This is a genomic window from Henriciella marina (assembly GCF_027213945.1).
GTDB classification, from domain to species: domain Bacteria; phylum Pseudomonadota; class Alphaproteobacteria; order Caulobacterales; family Hyphomonadaceae; genus Henriciella; species Henriciella marina_A.
In genome coordinates this window covers 286,016-302,254 of the sequence record NZ_JAPWGW010000003.1, presented here as the reverse complement: position 1 = coordinate 302,254, position 16,239 = coordinate 286,016, and the positions used below count along the sequence as shown (strand labels likewise).

Genomic DNA, 16,239 nt, shown 5'->3' with positions numbered 1-16,239 from the left:
TGACGCTAGCCGACTGATTCAAATTTTATGGAGTTTAGTATACTGTCCGCTAGGGTTTACAAACCGAGCACGCGTTTCGCGATGATATTGTGCTGGATTTCGTTTGTGCCGCCATAGATCGATTGGGCACGCGTCCCGAAATAGGTCGAGACACCAGGCGCAGCATGACTGGTCGCCATTCCACCTTCCAGCCAGCCCGGGCTCACTGAATCGGCGAATCCCCGCTGCGCGTTGAAACCTGCAGTATCAAGATAGAGGGTGGTGATCTGCTGCGCCGTCTCGGTCGCCAGGATCTTGACGATGGATGCTTCCTTACCCGGCGCGCCGCCATCTTTCACGGCAGACAGCACGCGCAGGACCGTCATTTCCAGACCATCAACGGCGAGGTCGGCCTCCGCCAGCTTTCGCGCGAAGGCGGGGTCGTCAATCAGCCGATGATTGCCGCCATCCGGGACAGACGATGCGATCTTGCGGATATGGGCAAGCTGCTTTCGCTTGCCGCCAATGCGCGCATAGGAGGTGCGCTCATGGCCGAGCAGGTACTGGCTATAGGTCCAGCCCTTGCCTTCCTCGCCGATGAGATAGTCTGCGGGCACGCGGACATTGTCGAAATGGACCTGGTTGAGCGCGTGCTTCCCATCAATCGTGATGATGGGAAGCACGGTGATGCAAGGCCGGTCCATCTCTGCGATGATGAAGCTGATGCCTTCCTGCTTCTTGCCGGAGCTGTCAGTCCGCGCGAGGCAGAAAATCCAGTCGGCATGCTGGGCGGCGGACGTCCAGATCTTGGTACCGTTGAGGACGTATTCATTGCCCTCCTTCACCGCAGAGAATTGCAGCGAGGCAAGGTCAGAGCCTGCTTCCGGTTCTGAATAGCCCTGTGCCCAGCCTTCGCGGCCCTCGCGGATGCCCGGCAACCAGCGCTGTTTCTGCTCGTCAGTGCCGAATGTGTAGATGATCGGGCCGACATAGACGACGCCCATCGGCGTGACAGTCGGCACGCCTGCGCGTTCCAGCTCCTCATCGAAGACGTATTGCTGTTCAAGCGACCAGCCGGGGCCGCCATGCTCTGCCGGCCAGCCTGCCGCGAGCCAGCCTTTGCTGCCGAGCGCGGCTTCAGATTTTCGCACCTCTTCGGTCGTCAGCGAGGCGCCTTTCGCCGTCTCGGCGAGAATGTCCTTGGGAAATTCGTTTTCGAAGAAAGCGCGCACATCTGCGCGGAAATCCTCGAGCTTCGGGTCTGTCTTGAGGTCCATGCGAGGGACAATAGCTGACGCGCCCGCCAACGTCAGCCATGACGTAACGTCCGCCGCCTAGCGCTTGAGATTGCTACGCAGGATCTTCCAGAGTGAAGAGACGGATATGAAGATCAAGGCAAGCACGGTGAGGCCAATGACCGGTAGGAAAATACCGAAGGTCAGTAGTTTTGTGACCAGCGTGGCGGGACCATTGTCGAATGGAGTCGATCCCTCGATGGTCTGCGACCAAGGCACATGTTTGAGGGCGAGATAGATCGGGACCAGCGACAGCAGGAATAGGCCGAACCCAATCCAGCCGGAGCGGCTGCCTGTCGGCTTGAAATTGACTTCGCTGTATTCGGCCCAGCTTTTCTGCACAGTCCCAGAGTTTGCGCGCTGCTTGTGAGCGCGGCCACGGCGGCGAAGGATGTAGCGGATCGCGGTCCGCCGACGGGTTTCGTCGGGCGTTAGGCCTTCCATCGGTCCATAGCGATCATCGCTCATGGCATGGACTGTAAATTAATCGACAAACCTCCGCTAGAGGTCGGCGAAAAACGTCGATCTAGCCGTGCCATAATTATTCAAGCGGTGGCCGCGTCCATGCTGAAATTAAGGCATGCCCCCAAACACGCTTGCCCTGACCTTCTCGTTCGCCTTCTTGCCGTTCGAGGGCGAGATCACTTTCGATGTGACGCAGCCGACCGAAGCAACGCTGATATTCCAGAAAGACGATCCGAGCGGCATAAATGTGCTAGCGGAACATCCCGTGGCGGTGGTTCTTCTGCCGTCGGGCGAGTAGCTAGCTATACCGCTTCGACAGCTTCTGGTCGATTTCGCTGGCCGCCTGCTTCGCTGCGCCCGCATAGCCGGTGAGCGAGTCCGCGACGAATGGATTGTCCTGACGCTCCTGACCAAAGGTGCTCATCGGACCATGGCCCGGGATGAAGCGGATTTCGGGGCCGAGTGGCCAGAGCTTCGAGGTGATCGAGTCGATCAGCTGGGTGTGGTTGCCGCGCGGAAAATCGGTCCGCCCGATGGAGCCGCGAAAGAGGACGTCGCCCACAAAGGCCAGCGCGCCGCTTTCATTATAAATCACGACATGGCCGGGCGTGTGACCCGGTGTGTGGGCCACGCCAAACTTCACCCCGTCGAGCTCCAGCTCATCGCCATCCTCTAGATAGCGGTCCGGAGTCACGTTCTTACCATCGGTGATGCCATAGCGCTGCCCGGAAGACTCAATCTCGTCCAGAAGCCACTGGTCATCCTTGTGCGGGCCGATGATCTCACAGCCGGTGCGCTCTTTCACGGCGGCGGCCGCGCCTGCATGGTCCATATGGCCATGGGTCAGCCAGACGCCGACGATCTTTACGCCAAACTCCTTGGCCGCGCCCATCAGCTTGTCGATATCCCCGCCCGGATCGACGAAGACGCCTTCCTTGCTCTCGATCGACCAGATGAGAGAGGTGTTCTGTTGCAGGGGCGTCGTCGGAATGACGCGGATTTCGAGCTTGGGCTTGTTCTGGGCTTGGTCTGTCATGCGGTAAATCTAGTCATGGAGAGCTGAAGCGCAATGCTATCGGCGCGGTAGGTGATCAGGCTAGGGTGGATAACAATGTGAGACAAGCAGGGGCGGGAAGCTTCCATGGCAAACGACGTATGCACAGTGAGCACGGCCGATCGGCTTTGGCGCGAAGCGATGCACCTCTTTTCGAACTTTCGCGGCATGCGCCCGCACAGGTCGTGGATGAGCGGGCTGAGCGTCGGCACCGGTCCGAAACGCCTCGAACGCCTGACGGCATCGAAAGCCGCTGGAGAGCTCATGCCGAAGCTGGAAGCGCTTTCTGACAGGGAGCTTGTCATCTTCCGGACCTATGCACGGATCAATCTGGAGCAGGCCGAGGCAGCGATGCGGCTCAGCCTGATCGCCAATATTACCATCCCGGTCGGCTTCCTCGTGATCCTGAACCAGTTCTTTCCCGGTACCGTGCAGGAAGCATTCGACTATGCCGGCGTCGAGGCCATGCTGGGCGGCATTGCGGCTGCGGCCGTCGTTCTGCTCCTGCTGATCTGGTACAGCTATGCTGGTGTCTTTCAGGCGCGTGACATCTCTCACCTCGCTGCAATTGCGGCAGCCAAGTGCGGCGCGAGTGCATCTGATGACGAAGGCAGTGGCAATGGCGACGAGTCAGGGCCGCTGGAGGCGGTCGAGCCGCTTCTTTAGCTGGCCGGTTTCCAGCGCGCGAAGGAAAGCCGCATGGTCGCGATATTGTTCAGGATCACGCCAGCCGCGAAATAATAGAGACCAATTCGCGGATGAAAGCCGACATAGGCCATGGTCTGCGACAGGCCGATGAGCAGGGCAGCGAGAAAGACGTCCAGCATTGACCATTTGCCGAGCACGTTGAGCCACCAAGCGAGCTTCGGGCTGGGCGGGGCGCCGCGCCGGAAGATGATGGCGGCGATAAACGTCTTTGCCAGCGGGAAGACGCCGGAGAAGAAGACCACCACCATGCCAAGGAAAAAGAGGTCGAGTTCAATCAGCGTCTCAACCAGGCCCCAGAGATTGTACTCAATCATGATGCCCACATAGTTCGGCTTCATGATGGAGGGCTGGGAGATGCCCATGATGATGAGCGCGACCGAGGCGTAGAGCGCCCATTCGGCGACAACGTCGATGATCTTGCTGGGCAGCGGCGTGCGGCTTGTTTGTTTATCAGGGGTGTCGGTCATCGCGGGCGAGACTTGTCAGACATTGTGGCCTTGTCAACGCTTCCAAGCCTCAACTCTTCCAAGAGGGAGGCTTTGGAACTAGTTAGGTTCCGAAGCTCATCACGCGCAGCAAAAAGTGAGGGACGCACTTGGGACGTTTCACAGTCATTCTTCTCGGCCTGGCGGGCCTCGCCTTCTACTATTTCAGCAATCAGGAAGTAAACCCGTTCTCCGGTGAGCGGGAATTCAATGCGATCTCGATCTCGCAGGCGAGTGAACTTGGCGCGCAATCCTATGCGCAGATCCTTCAGCAGGAACGCCCGAACGTGCTCTGCCTTGATCGCTGCCAGAGCGAGGTTGCCCGCGATGTCGTAAGCGATGTGCGGGTGATTGGTGAGCGCCTGCAACGCGCCGCTGTAGAATATGAACGCGACCTCCTCGCTGAAGGGTGGGACTTCACCCCGGTGTCAGAGGATTTTGCCTGGACCTATAATGTCATCCAGTCGGACCAGCCTAACGCCTTCTGCCTGCCGGGCGGCTATGTCGCCGTCTATACCGGCATCCTCGATGTCACCGGCAATTTCGACGGGCAGGTGACGTTGGCTGACCTTGAGGATCCGGACAAGCTGGCCGTCGTCATGGGGCATGAGATCGGTCACGCCATGGCGCATCACGGCGCCAAGCGGATGAGCCAGAGCCAGCTTGCGCAGCTTGGTATGGCGGCGGTCAGTGTCGGTGTCGGCGATATGGACCCCGGCCAGCGCCAGATGGTGCTAGGCGCGATGGGTGTCGCGGCGCAGGGCGGTATGATGGCCTTTTCGCGCCAGCATGAGACTGAAGCCGACCGCATCGGCCTCGAGCTGCTCGTGCGGGCCTGCTATGACCCGCGTGAGGCGCCGGAGCTTTGGGAGCGTATGGGCTCGCTCGGCGGCGGCCAGCGCCCGCCTGAGTGGATGTCGACCCACCCGGCCTCAGAAACCCGTGCGCAGAACTTCCGCGACTGGATGCCGGAATATATCGAGATGTATGAGGCCAATTGCGGCCCGCTTCGCTAGGTGGCTGCGGTCGCTTTCGCGTAGGCCTCGATCAGCGGGCCCATATCGTCAGGGCCGGGAAAGCGCTCAAAGCCGTGAGGTGCGCCCGTCTCGGCCCAGCTGAGCTTTTCGGCTGTCTGGGTTTCGACAAAGGGCGCATACCAGCCCGTCTCATCGAACAGGGTCGCGCGGATATTGACCATGAAGTCGAGCGCGGCGGGGCGCGTGAACATCCAGCTCATGCAGTCCGGGCAGAAATAATGGGGCAGGTCAGCCTGCTTCAGCCCGCTAATGACCGGCTCGCCCTTGATGACTTCGAAGCCATCGGCGGGAAAGGCGACGCTGGTCGAGAAGGCACTTGCCGACATTTTCTGGCAGCCGGTACAGTGGCAGGCCATTGTGATCAGCGGGGGCTGGGTAACCCTGAAGCGGACCGCGCCGCAGCGGCATCCACCTTCGCCGGGCAGGTCGGGATGTCTCATGGGGCGCTCCAGTCGCTAACAGGCCTACTATCTGTCTGCCCCAAGCCCGGCTCAACAAGCAACAGCGGCCGGCGTCAATAATCCGCTTTCTGGAAAAGCCCAAGCCTTCACGAGTGAGGCGAGGCGCCTATACTCTTTCCTGACAGGTTGGCGGCGTCCGCTGCTGGCCGTTTCACGCGATCAGGAGACACTCAATGTTCTACAAGACGACCGCCCTTGTCGGCGTAGCTGCTGCAGCGCTCATCTCGGCCCCTTTCGCTGGCGCGCAGGAGGCCAAGGCGCCGACATCTGCCGAACGCGTGACCGAAGGCAGTCTTGTCATGGAGAACATTCCGAACATCCCGGAAGAGGTAAGCGAGAAGCTGCGCCAGTACCAGAATGTGCGCACGCACGGCTTTGCCGACTGGACCGATGAGGGCGTGCTGATCGCGACCCGCTTTGGCGAGGTTAGCCAGATCCACCAGGTGAAGACGCCGTTTGGTGCGCGCCGTCAGGTGACCTTCTATGATGAGCCGATTGGCGGCGCCTCTGTCAGCCCGGCAGGCGGCAGCTTTGTCTTCTCCAAGGATACGGGCGGCGATGAGTTCTATCAGGGCTACCTCTTCGACATGGCGAGCGGCGGCGTCACGCGGTTCACCGAAGCTGGCACGCGCAATGGCGGCTATACCTGGACCGATGATGGCTCGCAGGTCTTCTTTTATGAGGCGCGCGATGGCGAAGCCGACTACGACCTGAAAATGGGCAACGCGGCTAATCCAGCCAGCATTGAGACCGTCTTCGAAGGCAATGGCACCGGCGCGCTCTTTCCGGTCGACTTCTCTGCCGATGGCAGCATGGTGACCATCCAGCGTTATATCTCCGTCCAGGACAGCGACATCTTCACCTTCGATGTCGCGACGGGCGAGATGACCGAAATCCGCCCCGGCGAAGAAGTCGCCTATAATGGCCTCTATTTCCTGCCGGATGGCAGCCTGTTGACCTCCACCGATGCTGGCTCCGAATTCAAGAACCTCGTTCGCCTCGTGCCTGGGTCTGATGAGATGACCGTCTATACCAGCGATATCGATTGGGACATTGAGGGCTATGACCTGTCGCCGGATGGCAGCACGGTCGTCTTCACGGTCAATGAGGGCGGTCTTGGCACGATCAAGCTGCTCGATATCGAAAGCGGCGAGGTCATGGACGGCCCTGATCTTCCGACGGGGATCGCCGCTGGCCCGCAATTTGACAGCACGGGTGCCCGTGTCGGCTTCACCTTTGTCGGCGCGACCAGCCCGGCCGATGCCTGGTCCTTCGATGTCGAGACGCTGGAGCTTACCCGCTGGACCGAAGCCGAAGTTGGCGGGCTCGATACTGCCGCCTTCGTCGAGCCTGAAATGTTCGACTATCCGAACGCCGACGGCATGGACATTCCGGCCTTCATCTATCGCCCCGCAGGCGAGGGGCCTTATCCGGTTATCGTGTCGATCCATGGCGGGCCTGAAGGCCAGTCACGGCCATATTTCTCTTCGACCTACCAGTACTGGGCGAATGAGCTTGGCGCCGCCGTCGTCGTGCCGAACGTCCGTGGCTCGGCTGGTTATGGCAAGACCTATGTGAGCCTCGACAATGGCCTAAACCGCAAGAAATCGGTCGAGGATATCGGCGCGCTGCTCGACTGGATCGACGGCCAGGGCGACCTCGATAGCGACCGCGTGCTCGTCTATGGCGGCTCCTATGGCGGCTATATGGTTCTTGCTTCGATGGTCGATTACGATGACCGCCTCGCGGGCGGCATCAACATTGTCGGCATCTCCGACTTCAAGACCTTCCTTGAGAACACCAAGGGCTATCGCCGCGACCTTCGCCGCGCCGAATATGGCGATGAGCGTGACCCGGAGATTGCGGCCTTCTTCGAAGAGATTTCACCGCTGAACAATGCGAGCGAGATCACCAAGCCGCTCTTCATCATTCAGGGCGCCAATGACCCGCGCGTGCCTGCGTCGGAGGCTGAGCAGATTCTTGCGGCGGTTCGCCAGAATGGCGGCGAGGCCTGGTTCCTGCTGGCAATGGATGAAGGCCACGGCTTTCGTAAAAAGTCCAACCGCGATTTCCAGCGCGAGGCCGAAACGCTCTTCCTTCAGGATGTGCTGGAGCTGGACGGCGGCGAGTAAGAGTCGGCGTTCAGGCAAGTAATCAAAAAGCGGCCCCATGGCGGACCGCTTTTTCTTTGACTGGGACTCCGGACCCACCGCTTAATCGACAAAAACTTTGATTTACAAAGTGCTCTTGACAGCTCATCAGGACTTTGCAATACAAAGTTCATTGCAGAAAGAAAGGAACCTGCCATGTTGAAGCGAATTATCACCACTGCCCTTATCGCTGGCGCTGTTGCGGCCCCGGCTGTCGCCGCACCGCTGACCGTTACGCTTGAAGGCGTCGAGGATCGCGGCGTGCCGCTCTATGTCGGTGTTCAGACCGAAGAGCAGTTCATGAAATGGGACGGCATCGCCGGCGAGAAGGTCGAGGACCCGGAAGCTGGCACGGTGACGGTCTCCTTCGACCTGCCTGAAGGCGAGTATTCAGTGTCGGTCTGGCATGACCTCAACGACAATGGCGAGTTCGACATGAATGAGAACGGCTGGCCAGAGGAAGGCTATGCGATGAGCAATCAGGCGGCACTTCGCGGGATGCCGACATTTGATGTCGTGAAAGTTGCTGTCGATGCCGAAGGCGCGACCATCACCGAAACGGTCAACTACCCGCAATAGATCCGAACAGACACGTTTGCCCGTGGCCGGCCCTCGCAAGGGTCGGTCATTTGCGTTAGCTCAGCGGATCGATGCGGCCCAGGCCGGACTGGTTGACGCGCCACCAGCCGGCAAGGCCGTAACGGGTTTCCTGCGTGACTTCGACTTCGTGCGGAATGGCTTCTGACAGCATGAGCACGACGCCGCCAGGCTGCGGGATGATGCGCGCGGCAGGGGCGTCCTTTTCGCCCGCGCCTGCAGCCCACACCGCCAGTGCACCGCCCCGCGCCTCGTCCCAGTCCTCATTGAGGTAGGCGACGAGCGAGACGACACGGTTACGCGCGCCTGCAAAACTGTCGAGGTGGCGGTCATAGAAGCCGCCCGGTGGGTACACGGCAAAACAGACTTCCATCTCGAACAGGCCGAGCAACAGTTCCCGGTTAAGCGCATTGCGCAGTGTTTCGGCCCAGATGCGGAAGTCCTGCTGTGCTGGTGTCGAGCCATCGAACCAGGTGATGCGCGTGCGCCGGACCGAGCGGTCGACTTGGAAGGCGTCTTCGCGGCCAATACCGGCGGGGCCAAGGTCAGAGGCCGCGTCGCGGGCAATGAGTTCCGCGCGTAGCGCTGCTGTCAGCGCATCAGGGAGCAGGAGGGGCTGCCAGGTCCATCCCTTGGTTGCAAGATCGTCGGCTATCGCGCCGATACGATTGTCCCCCACGCATAGCGCTTCGGGGGGAGGGGAGATGGCGTTCAGCTCTGTTGGTCCTTCATGAAGCCTGCGAAGCGCTGGAACAGGTAGAAGCTGTCCTGCGGGCCGGGGCTCGCCTCAGGGTGGTGCTGGACCGAGATGATCGGCTTTCCTTTGACCCGAAGGCCCGAATTGGTGCCGTCGAAGAGCGAGCGGTGGCTTTCCTCCACGCCGTCCGGCAGCGTGGCCGTGTCGACGGTAAAGCCATGGTTCATGGACACGATCTCGACCTTGCCGGTCTCGAAATCCTTCACTGGGTGGTTTGCGCCATGATGGCCTTGAGGCATCTTCTTGGTCTGTGCACCCAGTGCAAGCGCCAGAAGCTGGTGACCAAGGCAGATGCCGAGCAACGGTTTGCCGCTATCGATCAGCTTATTAATCGTGTCACCGCAGCGTTTGATCGTCGCTGCCGGGTCGCCAGGACCGTTCGACAGAACGACGCCATCCGGGTTGAGCTTCATGATCTCTTCAAACGGCGTATCGCCGCGAACAATGGTTGCGCGGGCACCCACATGGGCGAGATTGCGCAGGATGTTCTTCTTCACGCCAAAGTCGAGCACGACGACATGGAAGTCAGTCTGGTCGTTATTGGCAAAGCCCGTAACAAGATCCCAGAGGCGCTCTGAATTGTCGTACGCCGCATCGCCGACAACATTTAGCGCGAGGTCAGCTGCTTCGAGGCCTTCCCAGGCACGAGCGGCCTCGATCAGGGCTTCGACATCAATATTGCCGTCGGGGGCATAGGCGACCGCGCATTTCGGCATGCCGCCTTCGCGGATGATGCGGGTCAGCGCGCGCGTATCGACATTGGAGACGGCGGTGATGTTCTTTTTTGCCAGCCAGGCGTCGAAATGATCGCGTGAGCGCCAGTTTGACGGCGGGGAGATCGGCTCGCGGAAGACGGCGCCCGTGGCGGCGCGGCCTGCCTCGGCGGAGGATTCTTCGTGGTCCTCGGGGTTCGCGCCGACATTGCCGACATGCGGGAAAGTGAAGAGCACGACCTGGCCTGCATAGGACGGATCGGTCAGGATTTCCTGATAGCCGGTGATCGATGTGTTGAAGCAAAGCTCCCCCACTGCAACCCCTGCGGCGCCGGAACCGTGGCCGAGGAAAACCGTTCCATCTGCCAGCGCGATCGCGCCAGTTGCTGGTGAATCGGGTTGATTTCCTGTGGTCATGGGCGTATCTCCTCGCGTCCTGTCAGACGCCATTAGGGATTCGGTCACTTTACGACCTCATCCTCCGGCGGCGTGAGATAGGCGTGCAGTGACCCGGGCGTCAAGTTCGAGGTCCATGTATAAAAAGAGCAGGTATGGGACAGACAGACGTTTCTCCAGCTAACACGATCCGCGACCGTGTTTTAGTCGCACTCCAGAAAGCTGAAGCGGACGATGCTGAGGGCATCCGTGCGCGTACGCTGCGTCTGGTAAGCTGTGCTATGCGCGACCGTGATGTCACGGCCCGCGGACAGGGCCAGTGCGCTGGCTGCGAGGACACGGAAGTTCGCAAGCTGCTGGAGATCATGGTCGCCCAGCGCGAAGTGTCTGCACGCGAGTTTGACGATTCCGGTCGCATTACAGACGCCGAGCGTGAGCGCGAGGAAATGGAAATTCTCCAGTCTTTCCTGCCGCAGCCGCTTGAAGGCCCAGCGCTTGAAAAGGCTGTCGATGCTGTGGTGAACGATCTGGAAGCGACCAAGCTGAAGGACATGGGGCGCTGTATGGCAGAGCTGCAAAGCCGCTATCCAGGCCGTATTGACACAGGTGCCGCCGGCAAGGCTGTCCGCCGCGCTCTGGTCTAGGCCGTCCTGATGCTAGCCTTTCAGGCCGGGCTGAGCGAGAGATACCCGAACACTATGTCCGCAATCTCGTCGGCGAAGGCATCGCCTGCTGCTGACACGACGTATCCTGGACCGTCCTCGTTGAAGAGCGCTTTTTCAACGAGCGCCGTATTTGCGATATAGATCATCATCTCTGCCGCGCGGTCGAGGTCAGGCTGGCGGACCTTGTCTCTTACCAGCTCCAGGAATGCCCGGTTGCCCGCAAGTGCGTCCTGCCAGAGCTGTTTCCAGTCCTCACCGATGAGTTGTGGCCGAAGCCGCCCCTGCAAGTGTACCGCACGCAGGATGTGGGCTTGCTCGCAAATGAAGCGGTAGGCCGCGCGCATCTGTTTACGGAGAAGCTGGCGAAGGTCGGCGCACGCGACCTCATCAGCCTCGACCGCGGCCGTTTCCATCTGGAGCGCGCTGCGGGCCTTCCAGAGTTCGAAAAGAAGCGGGATCAGCGCTTCCTTGTTTTCAAACCGCCGGTACACCGTGCCCACCGCGACACCGGCCTCAGCCGCGAGGTCGGGCACTGAGATCGCGTCGAAATCCTTCTTGCGAAGCAACCCCTCCAGCGCGTCCATCAGCTTTTTCTGAGTCTTGATGGACCGCGCCTGGATCGCCGGCCGGGCAAAGCTGTTTGACATCGGATTTACTTTCTCGTATGTGAATGTGAATTCACTTTCATTTTAGGCGAGGGTGAGTGAACTTTCAAGCAGCAGAGGGCTGCAATGACATCGCCGCGCGTCCAATTTGCGAAGCCCGGCCGCCATAGGTGCCACATGGAAACTTTCATTCAGACAGAACCCGAACTGGTCATAGGCCTCGGGGCGATCATGTTCCTCTGGGTCTGCGGCATCGCGTCGGACGTCCATCGTCGCATCCGCAAGCCCGTCCGGCCAACGCGTAGCCCTTTCATTCACTGGATCGTGACGGCGTCACTTCTCTGGCTGCTTTGCGGCGTCAGTCTCTGGGCTTGGCTTAATTCGGGGCGCTCACTGGAAGCGCTCGGCTTCGCGTGGGGCGAGGGTTTCGGTGTCTATGCTGCATGGGCGATCGCGCTTGGGTTCATGTCGCTTCAGATCGCCCAGCTGTCAGCGATCCGCCGTGATGCAGAGCTTCAGGGCACGTTGCGCCAGTCCATGTTCGGCTCTGGCGATTATGATGCGCTGATGCCCAGGCGGCGGCGCGATTGCTGGGGCTTCTTTCTGGTCGCGGTGACGGCAGGGATCACTGAGGAAGTCATCTTTCGCGCCTTCCTGATCAGCGTGCTGGCCCTTCTGATGCCGCTTTGGGCGGCTGCGGTCTTGGCTGTCGGCGTTTTTATACTCGCCCACATATATCAGGGTTTGCAGGGGCTCATGCGTATCCTGCCGGTCACCATTATCATGACCCTGACCTATGTTCTTTCCGGCTCGCTCTGGCCGGGCATCATTGTCCATATGGCGGTCGACGTCATGGCGGGGGTTATCGCTTGGATGCTCTTGCCGCGCGACGGTTTTATTCTAGTGGAGGACGAGGCGGCGGCAGGAGCCGTTCCAGCATAGTTATCCACAGGCTTGGGCGGGCCTGTGTATAGCCGCATTGGAGAGTGGCCCTCGGGGCGGCATCTGCGTTACACTGAGCGTTCATGTCAGCTTCCATTCGCATACCAGATGGCTTCGTCGAGGAGTTGAAGGCCCGCATCCGGCCGTCAGATGTCATCGGGCGCAAGGTGAAGCTGAAGAAGCAGGGCAAGGAATGGGTTGGCCTGTCGCCCTTCACCAATGAGAAAAGCCCGAGCTTCTACGTCAATGACCAGAAGCGCATCTTCAAGGACTTCTCATCCGGCATTGGCGGCGATGTCATCTCCTTCGTCATGGAGACCGAACGGCTCTCTTTCATGGAGGCGGTGGAAAAGCTCGCCGATGAAGCGGGCATGCAACTGCCGAAGGCGACGCCGCAGGACGAAGAAACCTATGATCGGCGTAAGCGGCTCTATGCCTGCTGCGAAGCGGCGTGCCGCTTCTTCGAGGACCGGTTGCGGGCGGCAGAAGGCACCGAAGCGCGAGAATATCTTGAAAACCGCAGTCTGGGCGCTGCAGCCTGGGCGCGCCACCGACTTGGCTATGCGCCCGACGACTGGCGCAAGACCATCGATCATCTGAAAGCCGAAAGCTTCGGCATGCAGGAAATCGTCGATGCGGGTCTCGCTGTCGTCAAAGAGGGCGGCGGTGACCCATATGACCGGTTCAGGGGCCGCGTCATTTTCCCGATCACGGATGTGCGCGGTCAGGTCATCGCCTTCGGGGGCAGGGGGCTGCAGCCGGACGCCAAACCGAAATACCTAAATTCCAACGATACGGAGCTCTTCCACAAGGGCCGCGTCCTCTATCGCTACAAGGATGCGCGCGAAGCTTTCGGCAGCACGAACGAGGGCGGGCTGATTGTCACCGAAGGCTATATGGATGCCATCGCCATGGCAGAGGCCGGAATTGGCCATGCCGTCGCGCCGCTTGGCACGGCGCTCACGGAGGATCAGCTCGGGCTGTTATGGCGCGCCGGGCCGGAGCCGGTGCTTTGTTTTGATGGCGATGCAGCTGGTCTGCGCGCAGCTTATCGATCAATCGAGCGGGCGCTGCCGCATATCCAGCCTGAACGCACGCTTTTCTTCTGCCTCCTCTCCGGCGGGATGGACCCGGATGACCTTATCCGCCAGTCGGGACCCGAAGCGATGAAGCAGGCGCTCTCGAATTCCGTGCCGCTGATCGAAGTGCTCTGGCAGCGCGAGCGCGATGCTGAACCTCTCGACACGCCGGAAAGGCAGGCGGGGCTCGAAGCGCGGCTGATGCAGGCGGCCGCTACGATCCAGCATGCAGGCGTGCGCGCTGCCTATGAGCGGGAGCTGAAATCAAGGAAGAATGACTATTTGTGGCAGATGCGGCGCAAGGCGCGCGGCTCGGCAGGACGTTCTGACGCGCCGGTAAAAGGCGCGCACCAGACGAGCGCGCCAGCGAAGACGCGGGGCCTTGGCCTGCTTGTCCGGGCGGTCGATTCCCCTCACCTCATCGACGTCGGTTTCGAGATGTTGTCCATGGCCATCTTCCTCGATGAGGATGTCGCAACTTTACGCGATGTGATCATTTCGTCGCCTGACGCAGGCGCAGGTGTTGACCGCAGCGCAATCGCGACCCATTTAGTGCAGTCTGGAAACATGCGCGCTGCTGACTTGCTCAATTCTTATCCCGCAACAACTGCTATAGCTCCGAATGGAGCTGACGAACGGGAATGGCTAATCGCCCTGGAGCAATACGTGGCCCGCGACGACGCCAGCGCTTCTGGCGACGTCGCCAAGGCTGAGGTGACCGCGTCACCTGAGAACTGGCGGCGCCGTCGGCATGAAGTGGCGGAACGTGAGGCTCGTGTGGCGCGCCTCAACGAGGCAGCAGAACAAACCGATCAGGACTGATCGGCAGTTGATTGTTTGAATGTTGCAGGGGGCAAGCTGCAACAGGCGGGAGAGTTAGATGGCGAAAGCCCAGAAGCGTGACAATGACGGCGCCGAAGTCGAGACCGACGATCGTCCGGTGCTCGATCTCAACGACTCGAAGATCAAGAAATTTATCAAGCAGGCAAAGTCCAAGGGCTATGTCACGCATGAAGAACTGAACAACGTGCTTCCGTCGGAGGAACTGTCCTCCGATCAGATCGAAGACACGATGTCGGCTCTTTCAGAAATGGGTATCCAGGTCGTCGAGAATGAAGACGAAGTGGAAAACGCATCCAAGAGCACGGCAGTAACCAAGACCGGCACCACTGGCGCGGTGGTCAAGAAGGGCAACGCCCGCGGCTCTGACCGGACCGATGATCCGGTGCGCATGTATCTGCGCGAAATGGGCGCGGTGGAACTCCTGTCGCGTGAAGGCGAAATTGCCATCGCCAAGCGTATCGAGGCTGGCCGCGATGCGATGATCCGCGGCCTCTGCGAGAGCCCGCTGACCTTCGAGGCCATGATGGTCTGGCGCGATGAGCTCATGAATGAGCGCATCCTCCTGCGCGACCTGATCGATCTCGAAACGACCTATGGCGCGGAAAACCCGACGCCAGAACCGCGCGAAAAGACCGAGGAAGAAAAAGAAGCCGAGGCCCGCGAGCGCGAGAACGAAACGACCGAAGAACGCCTTGCCCGCGAAGAACGCGAGGACGAGGAAGAAGGTCAGGCCATGTCCATGTCCGCCATGGAGGCCGAGCTTCGTGACGGTGTCCTTGGCAAGCTGGATGAGATTGCCCTCGCATTCGGCCAGTACCGCAAGCTTCAGGAGCGGCTCGTTGAGCACCGCATGGCAGGCAAGGCGCTGACCGCTGATGCCCGCGACGAATATGATGCGCTGGCCCAGTCCATCGTCGACAATCTCAAGACGATGCACATCAACAATGCGCGTATCGAAGCGCTTGTTGAGCAGCTCTACGCCATCAACAAGAAGCTGATGGGCCTTGAAGGCAAGCTGATGCGTCTGGCCGATGCCAAGGGCGTGCCACGCAAGGAATTCCTCGACAGCTATTTCGGCAATGAACTGAACCCGAACTGGCAGGAAGAAACGCTTGGGACCGCCAGGTCCAAGAAGAAGTGGGAAAACTTCTTCGAGACGCAGGGCGAGCAGATCGGCGAGATCCGCGACGAGATCACGGCCGTTTCCCAGGAGATCGGTATTCCGATCGACGATTTCCGCCAGATCGTTCAGCGCGTCCAGAAGGGCGAACGCGAAGCCCGCGTCGCCAAGAAGGAAATGGTCGAGGCAAACCTCCGCCTCGTGATTTCCATCGCCAAGAAATACACCAATCGCGGCCTGCAATTCCTCGACCTGATTCAGGAAGGCAATATCGGCCTCATGAAGGCGGTCGATAAGTTCGAATATCGCCGCGGCTATAAATTCTCGACCTATGCGACCTGGTGGATCCGCCAGGCCATCACAAGGTCGATCGCCGATCAGGCCCGCACGATCCGTATTCCGGTGCACATGATCGAGACGATCAACAAGATCGTCCGCAGCCAGCGCCAGATGCTGCATGAAATCGGCCGTGAGCCGACCCCGGAAGAGCTCGCTGAAAAGCTCGGCCTGCCGCTGGAGAAGATCCGCAAGGTTCTGAAGATCGCAAAAGAGCCAATCTCGCTCGAAACGCCAATTGGCGACGACGAGGACTCCAACCTTGGCGACTTCATTGAGGACAAGATGGCGCTGCTGCCTGTCGATAGCGCGATCCAGTCCAACCTTCGCGAGACCACGACGCGCGTGCTCGCCTCACTCACCCCGCGTGAGGAACGCGTCCTGCGCATGCGCTTCGGCATCGGCATGAACACCGACCACACGCTCGAAGAGGTTGGCCAGCAGTTCAGCGTGACCCGCGAACGTATCCGCCAGATCGAGGCGAAGGCGCTGCGCAAGCTCAAGCACCCAAGCCGGAGCCGCAAGCTGCGGAGCTTCCTGGATACTTAGACA

The 16,239-nt window shown here is 60.2% G+C and carries 17 protein-coding genes; 9 read left to right on the top strand and 8 right to left on the bottom strand.

Annotation, left to right across the window (positions count from 1 at the left end; translation table 11 throughout):
• Nucleotides 1-56: 56 nt before the first annotated feature.
• A complete protein-coding gene (locus tag O4G74_RS10705; RefSeq protein ID WP_269402600.1) occupies nucleotides 57-1,256 on the bottom strand; it encodes an acyl-CoA dehydrogenase family protein in 1,200 nt (399 codons plus the stop codon).
• Between the two features lie 57 nt (nucleotides 1,257-1,313).
• Complete coding sequence (locus O4G74_RS10700; RefSeq protein ID WP_269402599.1) at nucleotides 1,314-1,742, bottom strand: hypothetical protein; 429 nt, start codon at nucleotides 1,740-1,742, stop codon at nucleotides 1,314-1,316.
• A 112-nt stretch (nucleotides 1,743-1,854) separates the two neighbouring features.
• On the opposite strand from O4G74_RS10700, the gene O4G74_RS10695 reads away from it, so the two are divergent.
• Nucleotides 1,855-2,037 carry a hypothetical protein gene (locus O4G74_RS10695; protein ID WP_269402598.1) on the top strand — a complete coding sequence of 61 codons (183 nt, stop codon included), beginning with the start codon at nucleotides 1,855-1,857 and terminating at the stop codon, nucleotides 2,035-2,037.
• Here the strand turns inward: O4G74_RS10695 and O4G74_RS10690 are convergent, their stop codons facing one another.
• The gene (locus O4G74_RS10690) at nucleotides 2,038-2,775 is read right to left on the bottom strand and encodes an MBL fold metallo-hydrolase (protein ID WP_269402597.1); all 738 of its coding nucleotides are present in this window, start codon (nucleotides 2,773-2,775) and stop codon (nucleotides 2,038-2,040) included.
• 105 nt (nucleotides 2,776-2,880) lie between these two features.
• Here O4G74_RS10690 and O4G74_RS10685 point away from each other — a divergent pair, with 105 nt between their 5' ends.
• On the top strand, nucleotides 2,881-3,459 hold the full coding sequence (locus O4G74_RS10685) for a hypothetical protein (RefSeq protein WP_269402596.1): 579 nt from the start codon (nucleotides 2,881-2,883) through the stop codon (nucleotides 3,457-3,459).
• Here O4G74_RS10685 and O4G74_RS10680 read toward each other — a convergent pair.
• Nucleotides 3,456-3,968 (bottom strand): paraquat-inducible protein A, encoded by a 513-nt coding sequence (locus O4G74_RS10680; RefSeq protein ID WP_269402595.1) that lies wholly within the window; start codon nucleotides 3,966-3,968, stop codon nucleotides 3,456-3,458. The two genes, O4G74_RS10685 and O4G74_RS10680, sit on opposite strands and share 4 nt — an antisense overlap.
• A 128-nt stretch (nucleotides 3,969-4,096) precedes the next feature.
• Between O4G74_RS10680 and O4G74_RS10675 the strand changes: the two genes are divergently transcribed.
• A complete protein-coding gene (locus O4G74_RS10675; protein ID WP_269402594.1) occupies nucleotides 4,097-5,002 on the top strand; it encodes a M48 family metallopeptidase in 906 nt (301 codons plus the stop codon).
• Here O4G74_RS10675 and O4G74_RS10670 read toward each other — a convergent pair.
• Complete coding sequence (locus O4G74_RS10670) at nucleotides 4,999-5,463, bottom strand: GFA family protein (RefSeq protein WP_269402593.1); 465 nt, start codon at nucleotides 5,461-5,463, stop codon at nucleotides 4,999-5,001. The genes O4G74_RS10675 and O4G74_RS10670 overlap by 4 nt on opposite strands.
• 194 nt (nucleotides 5,464-5,657) lie before the next feature.
• Here O4G74_RS10670 and O4G74_RS10665 point away from each other — a divergent pair, with 194 nt between their 5' ends.
• Nucleotides 5,658-7,616 carry a prolyl oligopeptidase family serine peptidase gene (locus O4G74_RS10665; protein ID WP_269402592.1) on the top strand — a complete coding sequence of 653 codons (1,959 nt, stop codon included), beginning with the start codon at nucleotides 5,658-5,660 and terminating at the stop codon, nucleotides 7,614-7,616.
• Nucleotides 7,617-7,790: 174 nt separating this feature from the next.
• Nucleotides 7,791-8,213 carry a DUF2141 domain-containing protein gene (locus tag O4G74_RS10660; protein WP_269402591.1) on the top strand — a complete coding sequence of 141 codons (423 nt, stop codon included), beginning with the start codon at nucleotides 7,791-7,793 and terminating at the stop codon, nucleotides 8,211-8,213.
• 55 nt (nucleotides 8,214-8,268) lie between these two features.
• Here the strand turns inward: O4G74_RS10660 and O4G74_RS10655 are convergent, their stop codons facing one another.
• On the bottom strand, nucleotides 8,269-8,910 hold the full coding sequence (locus O4G74_RS10655) for a 2OG-Fe(II) oxygenase (RefSeq protein ID WP_269402590.1): 642 nt from the start codon (nucleotides 8,908-8,910) through the stop codon (nucleotides 8,269-8,271).
• 32 nt (nucleotides 8,911-8,942) lie between these two features.
• On the bottom strand, nucleotides 8,943-10,118 hold the full coding sequence (carA, locus tag O4G74_RS10650) for a glutamine-hydrolyzing carbamoyl-phosphate synthase small subunit (RefSeq protein ID WP_269402589.1): 1,176 nt from the start codon (nucleotides 10,116-10,118) through the stop codon (nucleotides 8,943-8,945).
• Nucleotides 10,119-10,252: 134 nt separating this feature from the next.
• On the opposite strand from carA, the gene O4G74_RS10645 reads away from it, so the two are divergent.
• Nucleotides 10,253-10,741: a GatB/YqeY domain-containing protein gene (locus O4G74_RS10645; protein WP_269402588.1), complete on the top strand. Its 489-nt coding sequence runs from the start codon at nucleotides 10,253-10,255 to the stop codon at nucleotides 10,739-10,741.
• A gap of 20 nt (nucleotides 10,742-10,761) precedes the next feature.
• Here O4G74_RS10645 and O4G74_RS10640 read toward each other — a convergent pair whose 3' ends face one another.
• A complete protein-coding gene (locus O4G74_RS10640; protein WP_269402587.1) occupies nucleotides 10,762-11,409 on the bottom strand; it encodes a TetR/AcrR family transcriptional regulator in 648 nt (215 codons plus the stop codon).
• Between the two features lie 135 nt (nucleotides 11,410-11,544).
• Here O4G74_RS10640 and O4G74_RS10635 point away from each other — a divergent pair, with 135 nt between their 5' ends.
• From O4G74_RS10635 to rpoD, 3 genes are all read left to right on the top strand, one after another.
• Nucleotides 11,545-12,309 carry a CPBP family intramembrane glutamic endopeptidase gene (locus O4G74_RS10635; protein ID WP_269402586.1) on the top strand — a complete coding sequence of 255 codons (765 nt, stop codon included), beginning with the start codon at nucleotides 11,545-11,547 and terminating at the stop codon, nucleotides 12,307-12,309.
• An 83-nt stretch (nucleotides 12,310-12,392) separates the two neighbouring features.
• Nucleotides 12,393-14,210, top strand: a complete 1,818-nt coding sequence (gene dnaG / locus O4G74_RS10630; RefSeq protein ID WP_269402585.1) for a DNA primase — start codon at nucleotides 12,393-12,395, stop codon at nucleotides 14,208-14,210.
• Nucleotides 14,211-14,268: 58 nt separating this feature from the next.
• Complete coding sequence (gene rpoD, locus O4G74_RS10625) at nucleotides 14,269-16,236, top strand: RNA polymerase sigma factor RpoD (protein WP_269402584.1); 1,968 nt, start codon at nucleotides 14,269-14,271, stop codon at nucleotides 16,234-16,236.
• The last annotated feature ends 3 nt before the right edge of the window (nucleotides 16,237-16,239 follow it).